The 17,164-nt window shown below is 38.8% G+C and carries 15 protein-coding genes; 6 read left to right on the top strand and 9 right to left on the bottom strand.

Going from position 1 to position 17,164, the window contains the following annotated elements; translation table 11 throughout:
* Positions 1–5: 5 nt before the first annotated feature.
* The 5 genes from DW033_RS10790 to DW033_RS10770 all read right to left on the bottom strand — a co-directional run bounded on the left by DW033_RS10790 (position 6) and on the right by DW033_RS10770 (position 7,805).
* Complete coding sequence (locus DW033_RS10790; protein WP_005867182.1) at positions 6–1,748, bottom strand: RagB/SusD family nutrient uptake outer membrane protein; 1,743 nt, start codon at positions 1,746–1,748, stop codon at positions 6–8.
* A gap of 25 nt (positions 1,749–1,773) precedes the next feature.
* Positions 1,774–5,319: a TonB-dependent receptor gene (locus DW033_RS10785; RefSeq protein ID WP_122382739.1), complete on the bottom strand. Its 3,546-nt coding sequence runs from the start codon at positions 5,317–5,319 to the stop codon at positions 1,774–1,776.
* A 213-nt stretch (positions 5,320–5,532) separates the two neighbouring features.
* Complete coding sequence (locus DW033_RS10780) at positions 5,533–6,522, bottom strand: FecR family protein (protein ID WP_005867179.1); 990 nt, start codon at positions 6,520–6,522, stop codon at positions 5,533–5,535.
* A 35-nt stretch (positions 6,523–6,557) separates the two neighbouring features.
* On the bottom strand, positions 6,558–7,151 hold the full coding sequence (locus DW033_RS10775) for an RNA polymerase sigma factor (RefSeq protein ID WP_005854082.1): 594 nt from the start codon (positions 7,149–7,151) through the stop codon (positions 6,558–6,560).
* A gap of 9 nt (positions 7,152–7,160) precedes the next feature.
* Positions 7,161–7,805 carry an HD domain-containing protein gene (locus tag DW033_RS10770; RefSeq protein WP_122382738.1) on the bottom strand — a complete coding sequence of 215 codons (645 nt, stop codon included), beginning with the start codon at positions 7,803–7,805 and terminating at the stop codon, positions 7,161–7,163.
* Between the two features lie 228 nt (positions 7,806–8,033).
* Here DW033_RS10770 and DW033_RS10765 point away from each other — a divergent pair, with 228 nt between their 5' ends.
* The gene (locus tag DW033_RS10765) at positions 8,034–9,173 is read left to right on the top strand and encodes an ATP-binding protein (RefSeq protein ID WP_008779958.1); all 1,140 of its coding nucleotides are present in this window, start codon (positions 8,034–8,036) and stop codon (positions 9,171–9,173) included.
* Positions 9,174–9,597: 424 nt separating this feature from the next.
* Here the strand turns inward: DW033_RS10765 and DW033_RS10760 are convergent, their stop codons facing one another.
* The 4 genes from DW033_RS10760 to DW033_RS10745 are packed head-to-tail and all read right to left on the bottom strand — an operon-like array spanning position 9,598 to position 15,027.
* A complete protein-coding gene (locus DW033_RS10760; protein WP_008773714.1) occupies positions 9,598–10,431 on the bottom strand; it encodes a hypothetical protein in 834 nt (277 codons plus the stop codon).
* 12 nt (positions 10,432–10,443) lie between these two features.
* Positions 10,444–12,168, bottom strand: coding sequence for a leucine-rich repeat domain-containing protein (locus DW033_RS10755; protein ID WP_008773715.1), 1,725 nt, complete (start codon positions 12,166–12,168; stop codon positions 10,444–10,446).
* Positions 12,169–12,179: 11 nt separating this feature from the next.
* The gene (locus DW033_RS10750) at positions 12,180–14,102 is read right to left on the bottom strand and encodes a hypothetical protein (RefSeq protein WP_122382737.1); all 1,923 of its coding nucleotides are present in this window, start codon (positions 14,100–14,102) and stop codon (positions 12,180–12,182) included.
* Between the two features lie 31 nt (positions 14,103–14,133).
* Positions 14,134–15,027, bottom strand: a complete 894-nt coding sequence (locus DW033_RS10745; protein ID WP_233554192.1) for a nuclear transport factor 2 family protein — start codon at positions 15,025–15,027, stop codon at positions 14,134–14,136.
* A 735-nt stretch (positions 15,028–15,762) separates the two neighbouring features.
* Between DW033_RS10745 and DW033_RS10740 the strand changes: the two genes are divergently transcribed.
* The 5 genes from DW033_RS10740 to DW033_RS10720 are packed head-to-tail and all read left to right on the top strand — an operon-like array spanning position 15,763 to position 17,138.
* Positions 15,763–16,056 carry a hypothetical protein gene (locus tag DW033_RS10740; RefSeq protein WP_005807229.1) on the top strand — a complete coding sequence of 98 codons (294 nt, stop codon included), beginning with the start codon at positions 15,763–15,765 and terminating at the stop codon, positions 16,054–16,056.
* Between the two features lie 5 nt (positions 16,057–16,061).
* Positions 16,062–16,244, top strand: a complete 183-nt coding sequence (locus DW033_RS10735; protein ID WP_005807227.1) for a hypothetical protein — start codon at positions 16,062–16,064, stop codon at positions 16,242–16,244.
* A gap of 5 nt (positions 16,245–16,249) precedes the next feature.
* The gene (locus DW033_RS10730) at positions 16,250–16,582 is read left to right on the top strand and encodes a hypothetical protein (RefSeq protein ID WP_005807225.1); all 333 of its coding nucleotides are present in this window, start codon (positions 16,250–16,252) and stop codon (positions 16,580–16,582) included.
* 12 nt (positions 16,583–16,594) lie between these two features.
* Complete coding sequence (locus DW033_RS10725; protein ID WP_005807223.1) at positions 16,595–16,897, top strand: hypothetical protein; 303 nt, start codon at positions 16,595–16,597, stop codon at positions 16,895–16,897.
* Entirely contained in the window at positions 16,881–17,138 is a 258-nt protein-coding gene (locus DW033_RS10720) for a hypothetical protein (protein WP_005807221.1), read from the top strand. Before DW033_RS10725 ends, DW033_RS10720 begins: the two co-directional genes overlap by 17 nt.
* The last annotated feature ends 26 nt before the right edge of the window (positions 17,139–17,164 follow it).

Genomic DNA, 17,164 nt, shown 5'->3' with positions numbered 1-17,164 from the left:
TCCAATCATATACCATCATTCCAACCCGGATTCTGTGTCAAATTCGTATTCAGCAAACGTTCCTGGATAGGTATCGGATATAGATAATCCTTTTTCTCATCCCAAGTCTTCTTGATATGAGGATTCACCACAATACATCCATGATTTCCATGTTCCAACGTAACATCACTATTCAGTTTCAGATACTGGATTCCTTTTCCTCCTAAATCAGGTTTCTCATTTTCATAGATACAGACATCAATATTGCCATCTCCATCCAAATCAAAAGGACCGATATTCGGGAAATACATACCCTTAAACTGCTCCGTAAAAGTAGCACCCTCTTTCCAGCGCATCATATCATCCCAACGGAAGCTCTCCATCACCAGCTCAATCCTACGCTCCCGACGGATCTCCAAGATCACCCCCTTGTTGCCACCGTTTACATGCGGATATTGTTTTTCCAAATAAGGATCCGGGTTTGCGTTAGCCTCCGCCATATTGATAGAAGGCATATCTACCCGATCTCTAAGCAGCTTAACCGACTTATCCAAATCGGCTTGTGTCAATGTACCTAGCTCAGCCTTTGCTTCCGCATAAATCAATAAAGCTTCCGCAAAACGAAACAAAGGCATATCATTTATATCCTTATTATTCGTATCCCACTTACGTTCCGTCACGAATTTAATCATCTGATATCCAGTCACGGTTGATCCAAACTCCTGCACCAAAGTTTCGTTCTCCCCAATTCGGGTATATCCCGGCGTACGTACCGTCTGGCTTAAACGAGGATCTCTACCTTTCATCTCTTCCGTAAAAAACATCGTATCATAGCCCGGTTGATCCGTAAAACGTTTTCCGTCACGCATCAAATAACTGTTTACGAGTCGTTTCTCCAAACCCGGACGACCGAAAGAGGCAGTCATTGTATAATAATTGAGATTATGATACACTTGGAACTCATCGCTATATCCACGAGCAAGGATCACCTCATCCTTAATAGCCTCGTGCGAAGCAAAAAAGTTCAGATAATCGCTTTCCGGTTTTCCCATACTATAAATCTTATACCCGCTCTTTGTCATCAACTCGTCCGCAGCACTCACCGCCTCATTCAGAAAACGCTCGTAATCTGGCAAATTAAACTCATCGTGATATTTCCGGAAAGTACCCTCATACAAACAGATACGTGCCTTCAACGCCAAAGCCGTCCAATGCGTAACCTCATTAACCTTTTTCTCCTCAGGCAAAAAGGCAATCGCATTATCAATATCGGCCAAAATATGATCCAGTACCTCCGTACGAGATGTACGCGACATCATCAAGCTCTCCTCATCTTTATCATTTAGGGCATGTTCATACCAAGGTACATCGCCAAAACGTTTCACCTTGTCAAAATAGAAGTAGGCTCTGAAAAAACGGGCCAAAGCATCATAACGAAGTCTAGCGGCCTCATCTACACATTTGGAGGAGTTATCCAAATAGAAATTTATATTCCTTAATTCCTCCCATGTCCACCCTCCATCATTAGTCGGTACGATCCGAGTCCCGCGGATTTCATCTGCCAAATCCATCTTGATAATATTATCTACTGCCTCACCATAAATATCACTAGCACTGGGCAATGCGTCATAAAAAGAATTAGAATAAAGCCGCAAATCGTTTTCCGTATCAAAAAAGGTATCTGGAGAAACAGCATCTAACGGATACTTATCCATATCACAAGCCGTCAAGCTAAGCCCTATCGTTATTATATAAAGTAATCTCTTCATTTCGAATAAGTCTTTAATTTATTAGTTAAAATGTAATATCTAAACCTACAGAGAATGTCTTTGACATCGGATAGCTTCGTCCGTTACTATCTGCCACCGGTTGCTCCGGATCAATATAATCTGTAACAAACGGAGTCCACGTAAGCAAATTCTCTCCACTTACATATAAACGGCAATGTTGCACAAAGACTTTTTTCATCCAACGATCAGGAAGCGTATAGCCAATAACCAAGTTCTTCAAACGCAAATAACCAATATTTTGAATATATTTGTCATTCGGATCTCTCAAACATCCACCACTATTCAATGCCGTATATCCTCTCAACAATGGGAAATATGCGTCCGGATTCTCCGGAGTCCAAACCAAGTCATTAAAATTCTTCGGAGTAAACGAGAAATAAGGACGCGAATAGGGTCCCCAGAACTTATCCGCATTTGCGCTTGGATACCAATCCCTACGGCCGATGCCTTGGAAGAAAGCCGAGACATCAAAACCATTCCAACTAGCATTCAAATTAAGTCCATAATTATAGCGAGGCTCTGAGTTTCCTATGATTTCCATATCACCCGGATCATCAGCGGTCTTCTTTCCCGGAGAAATCACACCATCACCATTCAAATCACGGAACTTCAAGTCACCCGCACGCAAATGTCCCCATTCACCCGGAGCCTTTTGAATCTGTGTATTTACCAACTTTTGATCAATCTTCCAGTTTGCGGCTTCTTCGTCTGTCTTAAAGAAACCATCGATCCGGTATCCCCAAATCTCACCAAAACGCTTGCCTTCATAATGATTTGCCAACAACTTGTTAGGATTGTCATAACGAGTAATTTCAGACACCGCATCACCTAGTACAAACGATACGCCATAATTGAACGGTTTTCCTTTCAAGTCGAATTGATCTTTCCAACTGACCACCAACTCATATCCCTTGGTTCGAAGATCTCCTGCATTCTGTTGTGGAGAAGCCGCTCCATATACTGCTGGCAACGTCTTTCCTGGTACTAACATATCTGTCGTATTACGTACATACGCATCACCTGATACGTTCAACCGACTATTCAAGAAACTAAGATCTACACCAACGTTTACAGTCGTCGCCTTTTCCCAAGTCAAGTTGTCGATAATCGGGTTCGGCGAACTTACGTTTTGCGTCTTCTGTCCATCTATCAACCAACTGGATAAGCTTGTATTCATTGTTTCGATATAAGGATAATAATTCGGCTTGCTTGAATTTACTGCCTGATTACCCAATGATCCAAAAGAAGCCCTGATCTTCAAGTTATTTACCACATCTTTTGCCTTTTCAAAGAAAGATTCCTCGCTTAATCTCCATCCAGCGGATACAGATGGGAAAAAGCCGTAACGCATACCCGATTTAAAACGAGACGTTCCGTCATAGCGGCCATTCACCTCTATCAAGTACCGATCATTAAAATCATAGTTGGCACGGAAAAAGGCACCAAACAAAGCATAATCGTACGCACCTCCACCAACCAACATATCTCCAGTCGCCAATTCCAAATCACTCAACGATTCTGATATTAAATTCTTTCGGGAAGCGAAAAGACGAGAATGTTTCTTATTCTCATAGTTTACACCCGCAGTCAAACCAACCGTATGTTTCCCAAACACCTGATTGTAATTAGCATAAACATTCGCCACATGCATCGGGTCAAACCACATTGTCTTCTTCAATTGATCCGTATTATAATTAGGAACTTCCTGCACAACACCAGGCTCAATAGAGTAAGTCGCTACCGTAGATCGATACCAATCGTCCGCTATATAAAACGAATAAGTATAATCCGCATTCAATTTGATATGTTTCGCAATATCAAATTCCAAACTGGTAGTTGTCGTAAACTCATGGATACCTTTCTCTCCTTTTGTTCCTCCATCCAACAACATCGCATAAAGTCCATCACCAATGGAATAATTATTTTTCAGCGTATTATAAGTAGCCGTACCATCTGGATTCACTGGTGCATAACAGGGTAAAGCATGTACCGTTACATACACAAAGTTAGGATTGCCTCCACCCTCGCGACCATAATAGGTGTAATTCTTGTCGTAATAGGAGGTATTGTTCGTTACCTTCAAGAATGGGAACAATTGCGCATTAATCTTACTACGGAAATTATAAGAGGTAAACTTATCCGTATTAATCTTCATAATACCATCTTTCGTATAGAAATTACCGGAGAGTAAGAAATTGATCTTCTCTGTACCACCGGATAAATTGATACTATGAGATTGAGAGGGCTGGTGAGAATTGAACACTGTATTCCACCAATCATAATTACCATAATAGTTATAGATATCTTTTCCGTTCACGTTCTTCACGACCGTCCAGGGTCTGGAAGGGTCTTCCGTCTTATCATATCGGCGAGCCTCTAATTCAGCCATATCCTCATCCGTATAACGAGTATAAGTATTACCCGTGGCACGACGGAAAGCCTCATCCAACAATGAAACCGCCTCATATCCAGAAGTCATAAAGTCCGTACGAACCGTTGGCTTGGATGTCGCAAAGAAAGTTCCATAGGAAACGCTCATCTTACCAGCCTTCGCACTCTTCGTTGTCACCAAAATCACACCAAACGCACCGCGAGCACCATATACTGCCGAAGCGGCTGCATCTTTCAACACAGACACAGATTCAATATCTTTCGGGTTCACACGGTTGATATCGCCTGGAACACCATCGATCAAGACCAATGGTTCGCCTCCATTAATTGATGCCTGTCCACGAACATTAATAGAACCTCCCGCACCCGGTTCTCCCGTAGAAAAGGTAATATTTACATTTGGCATGGTTCCTTGCAATATCTGAGTCGCATTCGACACTGGCCTATTTTCTAATTCTTTAGCTGTAACTTGAGCTACAGCCCCTGTCAAATTGACTTTCTTTTGTACACCATATCCAACCACAACAACTTCATCTAAGTTCTGGGTATCCTCCACAAGCTTTATATCAACTGTTGATTGATTTTTCACCGCAATCTCCTTGGTATTATAACCTATATAAGAGATTAAAAGTATATCTGAAGAAGAGGCTTCTATACTATAGTTTCCATCTAAATCTGTAATGGTGCCAGTGGTAGAACCTTTTACTATAACATTAGCTCCAATAATAGGTTCTCCATTCTGATCTGTTACTTGACCTGTTATTTTTTTTGACTGCTGATTAATCGGCTTATTCTCTATACGGTTAAACAAATAAATTTTTCCGCCATTCACCTCATAACCCAACAGCGTTCCTTCCGTCAATTTATCCAAGACCTGGGTAAGTTCCGCATTAGTAAAATTCAGACTTACCCTTCGATCTACATCCACAACTTGTTTACTATAAGCGACATTAAAACCCGTTTGATCTGTAATAGCCGCCAAAACTTTCTCCACTTTCGCATTGTCCAGCACAATAGAAACCCGCTGAGCCGAGGCGGTAGCCGTGAAACTCAGCAAGGATATGACTAAAAATAGAAAGGTTAACTTCATGGCATTCGGTATTTTCTCAATTAATATTAAAAGGCACCTACGCCGAGGGCTTTCTTGCTTTTCTTTCATATATTTGTATTGATTTTAATAGTTGGTATTAGAAATTTATTTTTAATACGACCGGCAGCCGAAAAGGGTAGGAGCTTTTCGGCTGTTCTTATGTTATCTATTTATGAGGAATCCATACGCATATCTATTTTAAGGTTAACACTCTGTTTCCTGCTCTCCTATCAAATAGACACACGACAAATCAAAAAGGATGAGTCGTTATAGCTAATTTTTTTATTTTTTCATCCGGACTTCTATCTTACCCCCTTTTTCCTCGAATAGTACAGGCGTGATTTTTTCCAATTCTTTTAATACCGTGGTCAAATTGACGCTATCGGTCGTTATCGTATACGTATATCGCAAAGCGGCAGAATCCTTCACGTCAAAGGATATATCATAAGTTCGAGCCAATGTTTTCATTACGTCCGATAAAGGGGCGCTCTTAAATACGAGCACATTACGTCTCCATGCCGAATACATCTTGACATCGTGGGAACGGAGTACCTCACAACGTCCGGAAGCCTTGTTATAAACCGCTTTTTCTCCCGGGCGTAATTGATAAGATTTGAAGGATCTTGATTTCAACTCGATAGATCCTGTCTCTAAAGCGACGAATATAGCTTCTTCCTCCGGATAGGCTTTCACATCAAAGGTAGTACCCAACACTTTTATATCCATATAAGAAAGATCCACGATAAAAGGCCGATTCTTGTTCTTGGCGACCTCGAACCAAGCCTCTCCTTCCAAATAAACCTTACGTTCGGAGAGACCGAATTTTTTCGGATAACGAATACGGCTTCCCGAATTCAAATGGACCTTACTTCCATCTTGAAAAAGCAGCTGCATGCGTTCCCCATTAGGTACGTACACCTCGTCATACCCACCATCCGCCAACAAATCCACTTGTGAGTTTATGCGTATGAAAAGTCCTATAATTAAAGCAATCGGTATAAAGACCGCAGCCGCATACGCTATAAAACGGCGTATTTTTTGTCGGCGGAGTTGCCGCATAATATTCTGATACATTACGGCTGAGGGTATCGGATGGTCGATCCATGCCTCTTCCTCCCCCATATGAATCGTTTTCTCATCCTGATCGATACGCTCAGCAAGCCATGCCTGTCCTTCCGGGGTCTTAAACCAACGAACAACCTCACAAGACTCCTCGGAAGTAGCCTCATTATTTAGCGTTTTCTCTATGATCGATAGATCGGGTATTTTCATATTCATTTTCTTTTATCAATTGACACGCAAAGCCATCAATAGGATGAGTTCCACAAATATAAAAGAAATAAAAATAGTCTCTCGAAATGTGCCCGCAGTATTTTTATCGCTTGCGCATAATGTGTTTTTACCGTGGGGACCGAGATATTCATCTTATCGGCGATTTCTTGATTAGAAAGATTCCCTTTCAGCTTATACAGACAGACTTGGCGTTTCTGCTCCGGCAAGTGATCGATCGCTTGGTAAAAATGAGACATCATATCTTGTTCCTCTATCTTTATAAGCAGTTCATCCTCATATTCCGGCGCTGATTGTACGATCTCATAATTTTTCTCTACGGCGCTATTATTATTCCGGATCTCATTTAATACGTGATTCTTTAGCATTGTATAGAGATAGTTCCTTAAATTCACGTTCACCATCAGTAGGGAACGTGCCTCCCACAATTTCAGAAAAACTTGCTGTACGGCATCTTCCGAAGAATATGTACTTTTCAAATATTTATAGGCCAACACATACAATAATTTATGATACCGCTCATAAATAACAGTAAACGCATCCTCGCTCCCCTGCCTCAATGAGGTGAGCAGATCTTCATCGCTCCGTATGGATTTCTGAAAAAAAGACATTCGAGAAGACTATATAATATACAATTCGCTATTTAACAGACGTTCCGCTTCCTCCTTCATGACATCCGGCACCTGTGTAACCGCACCTTCACTGATCGATCGGATAAATTCCGGATACTCTTTACGGTAAACATCCAACATCCGGTTCGCAAAAACAAACATCATCGTATATTGGATATTCGCCAGCCGATCACACATTTTTATAAAAGAAGCGAATTTAGTCTGCCGTATTCCTTGATAATACAGGTCATTCGCCCGTTCTCCCCGGTTTCGTCCTTTTTCATTCGTTAAGGCGTATACGATTTCCGGAACTTGGTCTTCCAAGTGCTGTCTCACGCCTTCCGGCAAGACAAAGCCTCCCCCCTTGAACTCTTTCAGGAATTTCACGACATCATTATAGGTCATCCGTGCATCTTCTATCGTATCATGCAGAAAAGCAGAGGCATACAATATCAGTATATCCGCCTCGGTCTCAGCTACCAGATATCCGTAGCGAGAGACATACGATACCGTCATTTTCAGATGAAATCCATAAGGCAACACATGATCATATTTCTGATTCACATCATCATGTATACGAAAAGCAGCCTTCTCCATACTGCAGATCCAAGGATAATAACGCTTTACTAGAGCGATAAATGATTGTTTTTCCATTCTTTCGATACTAAAGATTAATCTTTACGCATGGCAATAATACACAGTTCCGAAACCGCTGTTTCCGAAACGACGGTTTCTACAATGCGAAGATATATAAATAATCGAATTAAATCACTATATATCAAATTATTTGCCACGGACTCCCACACGTGCAAGTGAAACATACCGTTTCCTTTCTTTATTATGGATATAATTATTATATTTGCAATAAAATGTATTTATATTATGGAGACAATCGCAATGATGAATCCTTTTGTCGTGGGTAGGTATGTATCAGACAAATATTTTTGTGACCGTGAGGGAGAGACAAGCTTCTTGATTAAACAGATTGAGAACGGACGTAATGTCGCATTGATTTCTCCACGCCGTTTGGGTAAGACCGGATTGATCCAACATCTTTTTCATCAAGAATCGATAGAAAAAAATTATCATGCGTTCTTTGTGGATATTTATGCCACTACTTCATTAACAGAGTTCGTATATCTATTAGGAAAAGCCATCTATGACGAATTGAAGCCAAAGAAAACGGTTTGGACGGAACGGTTCTTTCAAATCATAACCTCATTGCGTGCGGGTTTTAAACTGGATATGGTAACCGGAGAACCTTGTTTTGATATTGGGCTAGGAGACATTCAAGCACCACAAACAACACTTGATGAGATCTTCGCTTATCTAGAGACCGCAGATAAACCATGTATCGTGGCGATCGATGAGTTCCAACAAATTGGCGGCTATGAGGAGAAAAATGTAGAAGCGTTGTTGCGAACCAAGATTCAACAATGCAAGCAGACTATGTTTATCTTCTCCGGCAGTAAACGCCATTTGATGAGTAATATGTTTAATTCCTCTTCCAAGCCTTTTTATCAAAGCGCTATTAGTATAGGACTTGAGCCAATACCCATTCATATCTATGTGGAGTTCGCCAACCGGCTTTTTGAGCAAAGGGGAAAGCTTATTGACAAATCCGTAATAGAAGAAGTTTATCGGATGTTCGATGGCTATACTTGGTTTGTGCAAATGATAATGAACGAACTTTTCGCATTGACCGAAGAGGGTGAGCGTTGTAGTATGGATAAGATAGAAATAGCCCGCAAGAATGTGATTCTAACACAAGAAAGTAGTTACAAGGATCTACTTGCCAATCTTGCTCCCAAACAAAAACTTGTTTTACAAGCTATCGCCAAAGAGGGCAGAGCAGAAGGTCTCACGTCATCAGCATTTATCAAAAAATACAAGCTACCCTCAGCCAGTTCTGTACAATCTGCGGTCAAACCTCTGTTGAAAAATGATTTGATAACACAGGAAGATGGCTTTTATAGGGTATATGACTACTTTTTCGCGGATTGGATGGCTAGAATATATTGACTCTCTTGTATGTAAATGTCAGAAAATAAGCAAATCTTAGTAGGCACTATCCGTTACTGAAGTAAATAATTTACGACTTGAAATGTAAATTCCTTATGCGGTGAAAAATCGGACAGAAAAAGTAAGTAAACTTACCTTATGACTGAAAATGAATTATTTAGACAACATACTTAATCGCTCGCAAAAGGCTTCTCAAGTGGTTAGTTATTCACTTCCCAAGCCGTAAGCTAGCGGCTAGGTATAGCCGCTAGTTATTCACTCGACAAGCCGTTAGTTATTCACTTCAGAAGCCTATTACACCCTGCAAAACAGATAAAATTAGGGAGGATATCTATCACAAACATCCTCCCCTTTTATTGACAACACTTATGACAACATTCCAATGATAAGTGTTATTAGATAATTAGATTGTTAAACAAAAAGCTCAAAACATGATACCGATACCCAAGCACCCTTCAAACATCTTAAAACTGTTTGTTTGCATACCTAAAGATATAGCTAAGTTATTAATCCGATAAATTCCTCCTACCTCGGCCTCTAGTCCGGAATACGAGATTTTCTTGTTCTTCACCCAAATATCTTCGACTGTTTGCCAAGCCACATTCTTATACCCATACCCCGCACCTACATACAAATAAAGAGGGGTCAATACACGCTGCAGCAGACCTCCTGTTATCGCCAAACGACTATATTGTTTATTGCCATTATACCAATAAGTATCCACAGTATTTTTATCGACCTCTTTTTCAGACGAGATAGAACCGAAATCCGATTTCACCTTAATGTAACCTCCTGTCTTTTTAACAATACCAATCATTATCCCGTAAGACAAACGAGAAGAGCCATAACTTAGATTTGGCATGACCAAGGTTCTCAGTTTATTATTTTTATCTTCCACAAGCTTCACCACAAGCTCATATACTTCTTGCTTCCCGATTGATTGTGGAAACTCATAACGTATGACCCCATATTTCTCATGTTTGATGGTAAGACGACGGCTTTTTTCGGTCATATATACAACCACTTCTCCTTTCCTATAAACCGGATCTCCAATGGTGTTTCCCTCAAACTGGAAATCCTCGCCAGTAGTGACCACCTTTATGATCGAACAAGGATTATCGTTCAAATCCAAACGAGGTTGCGTACGTGCCTCTAAATCACGCCCCAGTTTCTGGAAAGATTTAACTTGGATCTCTTGGGCTAAAACGCTAACGTGTATTCCTACAAGAAAAAATATGTATATTACAATGCTTCTCATATAACAGCTTTTTTATAGATCTAAAATAGAAGGTTTAAGCTTTTTTCCATTTCTTAGCAAACTATTAAACGTTTTAGTTCTTACAACCTCATTTATTGATATAATACTTTTTGTAGATAGTCCATTTGGACTAACAAAACACTCGAAAGGATCGACATCTCGAAGCCCTCTAATAAAAACACTTCCTGCTTTAAATCCATTGGAGTTATCATTTTTATTGATTAGATAAATCGTACTATTTGATAAAATAGCATTATAAGTACCTGTTAGCAAAAAAGAAGGTCCTTCACTTTTTATTTCATTAGGAGTCTCTAAAATATCAACTCCATTAATATTATCTTCCGCTTCAAAAACAACCTTACCATTTACACAATATTGCTCTTCATAGGCACCATTATTTGGCATAGCAATAATATATGGAGTATTCGCATTTAAAGAAGTCACATTTTCAAATCCTTTTTTAGTCAAAGCACGTAACCAAAAAGGTTTGGCGTTCTTTATTTCACTATTGAATGGAGCTAAAATCCTACCATCTTCATGTATTACTTTTTGTACATTAAACGGTAATACTATAGTTTCCCAACCGGCTGACTCTCCTTGTCCTGTTATTTGTTTAAAATCATGTGTATACATTATCTTTTTAGCTTTAAACTTTTTAGGGCAATAAAATGGCTTAGCCTCATCTGCCGTAAGAACTATTTTTTCCGCAACACCATTGTAAACTATATTATTCCATTTAGCAGGCACCTTAACATCTTTACTTAAATAAACAATACAATTTGGCGACATTCTATCATCAAACATATCTGATATAATATCCATTGAACTATCCCAAAATACATATCGCATAGTAGTCGATTCAAAGGCATATGTACCTACGCTTACTACAGAAGCAGGAACTTTGATATATTCTAGCTTTGTATCATTGAAGGCACCTCCACCAATATTTTTAACCGTACTTGGAATTATGACTGATGAGATTGGACAGGCAAAAAAAGCGTCAGAGCCTATGCTTTCCAAACCTTCGGGTAGTGAGATTGATTCTAATTTAGAACATCCCCGGAAAGCGCTACTCTCTATTTCAACTAAAGACTTAGGCAACGTCACAGATATCAAGCTTTCACATCCTTGAAATGTATCAGAAGGAATGGACTTAAGATCAGCTAAAAAAGTTATAGACCTCAGATTTGGACAATATGTAAATACATGCCCTCCCATACTCGTGACATTCTCTGGTATTTCCATAGAAGTAATCTTGCTAGCTATAAATCCTCCTTGATCAATTGATGTTACGCTCTTAGGTATAACTATTTTCTCACAAGGGGAAGATTCAAACAGATTTCTTGTAATTTTATTATTCTCAGTACTTTGAGGATCACTTGAAGACCAAGAGTAAATACCATATTTTTCTCCTCCCGCAACAATATCCGCATTTTCTAAATTTAGCACTTTCAAATTGTTCATCGATCGAATACAATTTATATCTGTTCCATTTATTGGTCCAACAATAGTCAGTTCCTTTATAGAGGTGACATCGGTTACTCTTTCCGATAAAGTTCCAGCATTCTCCAATGTTACGTTTTGAATACTAGCACTCCCTTCCTTTAAAGACATTACAACATCCGACTTTTTAGCCTCATATATCAATAGATCCTCTTGTTGACAAGAATACTGTATTAACATTAGAACCAAACTACTTAATAGCAGCCAATTACTACATTTATAATTTGCTTTCATCTTTATATAATTTAATTTTTATCAGGATTATCATTATCATTTATATTAGGAGAACCATCACCAACATCCATTTTTACAACATCACTATATACCGTACCAGCTACACTTGTCGCATAAATACGTATATAATAAATCGTAGATTGCTTCAAATTTGTGATCTGCCCATTTAACCTATTACCAGATAAACCCGTATTTATTTTCGAATCAATAACGCTAGGAATAGTATTAACCGTACTATAACAAACCCCACATTCCGTTATTTCTGATTCACTTGTTACAGTAGCCCTCACCGTAGCGACATTTCCTTCTCTCGTTATATTCACATCTGATACAACTGGCAATCCCATCGTTACTGTCTTTACTGTTGCTATGGCGCTATACACCTCTTTATCCTTTTCTCCGAGGACATAAACACAAACATAATATTGTGTATTTGGCTTCAAACCTGAGATTGTTGCACTTTCAGAACTAAATTCAAGCACACTAACATTCTCTCCATCTAATTTCGGAGATTGGTTTGTCGAACTATATAAGAACATACGTTTCTTGATAGATCCACTACTAGAAATCGTAACATGAGCGGCAAAACTTGTTTTCTCTACGTTCGTAAATGTTATCGCACCTATAACAGGAGTAGGATCCGCACTTGTCTCTAATGTTTCTATTGGACCATAAGACACCTCCTTTCCTGTCTCAACAAAAGCCCGTACAAAATATTTCTTATTTGGAGATAGACCTGTTATTGTTGCTTTCAAATAGTCTCCCTCTATATCCGTAACTTCTAAGATTGTTGCGTTTTTAAGTTCCGGAGCTCCTGAGTTACTATAACAAAAACCTTTTCTCAATATATTGTCACTTCCTTGTTTAACCTTTGATTGAACATCCGCTGAAATGTCTGTCACATTACTAATCTCTACAGTTTCACATATTGGCTTAATATACTCTTTAGTCACAAACTCAATTCTCTCACCATAAGCTGCTTTTGAACCATTTTTCGCATAAGCTCGTACATAATATTTAGTTTTATCAACTAAGCCTGTCAATTTATACGTAAAATCTTTTTTATCTTTTACAGGTACAAATTTATCCACATCTTTTACAGGATCCTTATCCACAGTCGTATAACAGAATCCCATCTCTTTAATTTCAGAAGAACCACTATTCTCCAACGAGCCACTCAATATAGCCCAATCAGAACCTAAAGCCTCTGTCCCTACTTTATTCGTGAGCACCACCGGAGCCTCAAATCCTTCAGTTGTAAACTCAAGAGTATCTCCATTTATAGTTCCATCTTTATTTGTCGCAAATGGATAAATATAATACATAGTACCTGGAGATAATTTATCGATTGTAACTTGAAAAGATTCAACAGAGACTAATTTAGGTTCAAACTTCTCATCCTCTTGCTTTTTATAAAAGAAACCACACTGAGTAATATTAGACCCTCCATTATCCAATATACCGCAAGAAGCCGATAAACTATATTCTCCTACCGAAAGTATTTTCATCTCACCCAATAATGGCTTAGATGTGGTCAATGTGGTGAAAGAAGAAGTTTGGGTTTTCATCATATTTGTTCCATTACTGACATACATGCAATAATAGTATTGTTTGCCCGGCTCTAAATCCGTTAATGTCTTTTTAAAAGATTTTCCCACAGAAAAACTTTCATCTTTTATAGGAAAAGGCATAGTCGCAGGATCATCGGGAATTAACTCTTTAGAAAGTGAACATAAAAAACCAAAAACACTAACATTACCACCAATACTACCATTAATCATACCTTCTACCACAGCCCCTTTTCTAGAAGGTATAGGATCACTAAAAGTCCCTTCTATTGACGTCCATTGCGGACTTTCCTCATCTTTACATGAAACTAAACACAGACAAGACAATGACACAAAAAGAAAAAATATTTGATTTATCTTTCTCATAACTAATCATCTTAAATTAATCAACGCACTTTTAAATATCAAAATCCTCCACTTGGAATATCTCCTCCTCCGGCAACTTCGTATACTGATCCAGCATCTCCGGCTGCCAAGTACGAACATGAATCTTTGGGGCATCCTCGTTCGTGAAATCCCATAATAAGAATAAGTAACCCACGTCGCTGTAGCGATCCGATGTATAGCCTTGCTTCAAGGTCACTCCATAGAAGTTGGGTTTAGCCGGATGGCGGATCACATTGATATCATCAAAGATGACATTGATTCGTTTGTTTGTCTTAAATATATTTGTAAGGTTAGTCAAGTATTCTTTCTTTGTCTGTTTCGTATAAATAACCTTAGGATCAGGCATAAATTTATTCATATCCGTGGGAACTGCCTTAACCACTTTTCCCGTTATGATCAATGCGTCATCACTAAAAATCTGGTTCAAGAAATTGATATCTTTCGTATTATAAGCCGTACGGAATTGTTCTACATAATCCAAGATCATTTGACGATAACGGAAATCTGATACCGCCTGATTACTTTTCAAGATTTTCGTGTACAAGTTTGTCGCTAACGCTAAATGGAAATCAGTAATCATACCGTTGCGGTCAAAACCGATTACGGCCTCTTGATATTTATCTTGAGTAGAGTTGTCATCCTTGATCGTCAAGAACAACGGGATGTTACGAACCTGAAATTCCTTGCCATTCTTTAGGCAACGCTCTATGACTTCCGTCTCGCCACATCGAAACGGGGTATTGTCCCACAACATCATAATCGTATTTTGAGCGTCCTTGGATATGTTTAAACCCGAGAAATAAGGCTGTGAATCATTCGCCTGTGCCGTATTTATCTCCGTCAGTAACTTACCGATAGACTGCTGCACTTTTTCTTTTAGCGGAGCATTATCCAGATCTGTCAAATTTAATATACAACTATTTAACCATTTGTAAATGAGTAGTTTATGAATTTTGTTTCTGAAACAAGAAACAAATCAGGAACAAAAATGGTTTTTTAGGTAAATCCTCGTTTTTTTGTTTGCATTACTTTTCATTCCTTTCACTTGCTTGCAATCAAAGCACCAATCCAAGCTATTACTATGCTTTCTCATCCTGATTCAATATATGTTTTTTCATATATCCAGGAATTCGCAGCGAAAAGAGAAAAGTATTGTTTTCAATGATCGGTATCAATATGTGCAAAGTTAAAAATAATCATCCAAGCAATCAAATATTTGTCTATTTTTAGTTTACTTTAGTTTAGCATATATATAGGCTAATGGACTAAACTAAACTGTTTTTGCTCACTCTGCCACTCCCTTTTTAGACCGCAGAAAGTGGACTCCCTTTGACTCCATCCTTTCTCTTTTCGCTGCAATATATTCCTTTATAAGTTTACGAGTAAATATTTGTCCCTATAAGCATTCGACTTCGGGCTATTTGATGAATTGTGCCGCAAAGGTATTTGTCATGTCTTTCTTGTATGCAAGGTATCCTTGAGGTTCACAACAAAATCTCCACCTTGCTTTGCAGCGGTAGTATTTGGTCGTGAAACCTTGCATAAAGAGCCATGACACCTTATGAAGCGACATAATTAATCAAGCCTGAAGTAGTAAATGCTACATGAGGGAAAAAAAGAAAACTTAAAATAGAATTATATGGCAAATTATGCGACAAACATTTTCTACGCAAGTACGGAAAACCAAAATGACCTCAATAAGATAGAGGCTTTCTTGGATGACAATTTCAGTTGTTATGCAAACAAGTATGGTAATTCTGTTGATGCAGAATTTCCTTCCCGGTGGGAATATCCAGAAAAAGAAATGGACCAATTGGTTGCCTCACTGGAAGCAAAAGATAAAGTCTATATTAAAATTCTAACTTATGAATTTGAAAATGAATATGTGAGTTTTAGAATCTTCTCTCAAGGCAAGTGGGAAATAAAAATATAATAGTGATGAGCAACAGAACATTTGATAACGAAAGCGATATTATAGGTTTATCCTGTACTTTATCCACGGCTTATAAAGGCTACACGGAAGGTGTAATTGTGGACGACTATGGCACTACCATAGTTGTCCGCCTTGAAAGCGGCAAAGAGATTTCAGTATTCCGAGATGAAATTATTATTCATGATTAAGCAATATGGCACAGATAGCAACAAAATTCGTTCAATGGGATGTTCCGGAGCTGGCAACATTACAAGGCAGCCGAGTGTATAAGTTGCGGGAACATCTGAATAATGGCGGCAAACTCAATAGAGAAGACAAGAATTGGATTACTCGCAACGTGAGCGAAAGCACCTATTTCAAACGGGGGATTGCCTTGAGCGGTTATCATTTTGATTTTTCCGATGTTCTCAAGCGGTATTTCGTCAAACAATACGGGCATATCCAAGAATATTATGCCATAGACAAAACCGCATTACGCTCAATACTGTATGGCAGGATTGAGGATATAGTTGAAGTAGTACGTTAGAATACATGGCTTATGGGAAAATTTGAATTTTATCAAGACTGTAAAGTCAAAAGTTGGGAAAGAGACTATTTCACTGTGGAAGCCAACAGTTATGAGGAAGCAGAGGCAATCGTCCGGTCCTGGCGTTGCAAAGATGTTTCGAATATCATTGACAGCCGTCTTTCTCATGGAAGAAGTGAGGCTTTGCGTGATACTTCCGAGCTTTTGTTTCCCGAAGAAAACGATGGTTACTCGACTATTGAGATTTTCAACCAGGAAGAAGAATCTATCATGACTAATGCACTAAACGAAGACAATTATGAACGTAACGATTGAACACCCTTTTTGCCCTTACTGCAGCGAAGTGACAAATCTATATTTCAGAATTATTAACACGCTTCTTTTTTCAAAAGACGAAAACGAACTTCGCACAAGCATGGAGAGTCTAAAGAAAGAGACCCGGCTTGACGAGTATTTCACGTTCGGCTATGGGGCACACCATCTTTGGATATGCAAACGAAAACCGAGCGACAAAAACAAAATCTTTCCACACCGCATCATGATGATCCAATTCTGACATGGAGCCTCTGTACTATACGGACT

It is taken from the genome of Parabacteroides sp. AF39-10AC (assembly GCF_003635405.1).
GTDB classification, from domain to species: Bacteria; Bacteroidota; Bacteroidia; order Bacteroidales; family Tannerellaceae; genus Parabacteroides; species Parabacteroides distasonis.
This window is presented reverse-complemented; position numbering and strand designations above follow the sequence as displayed.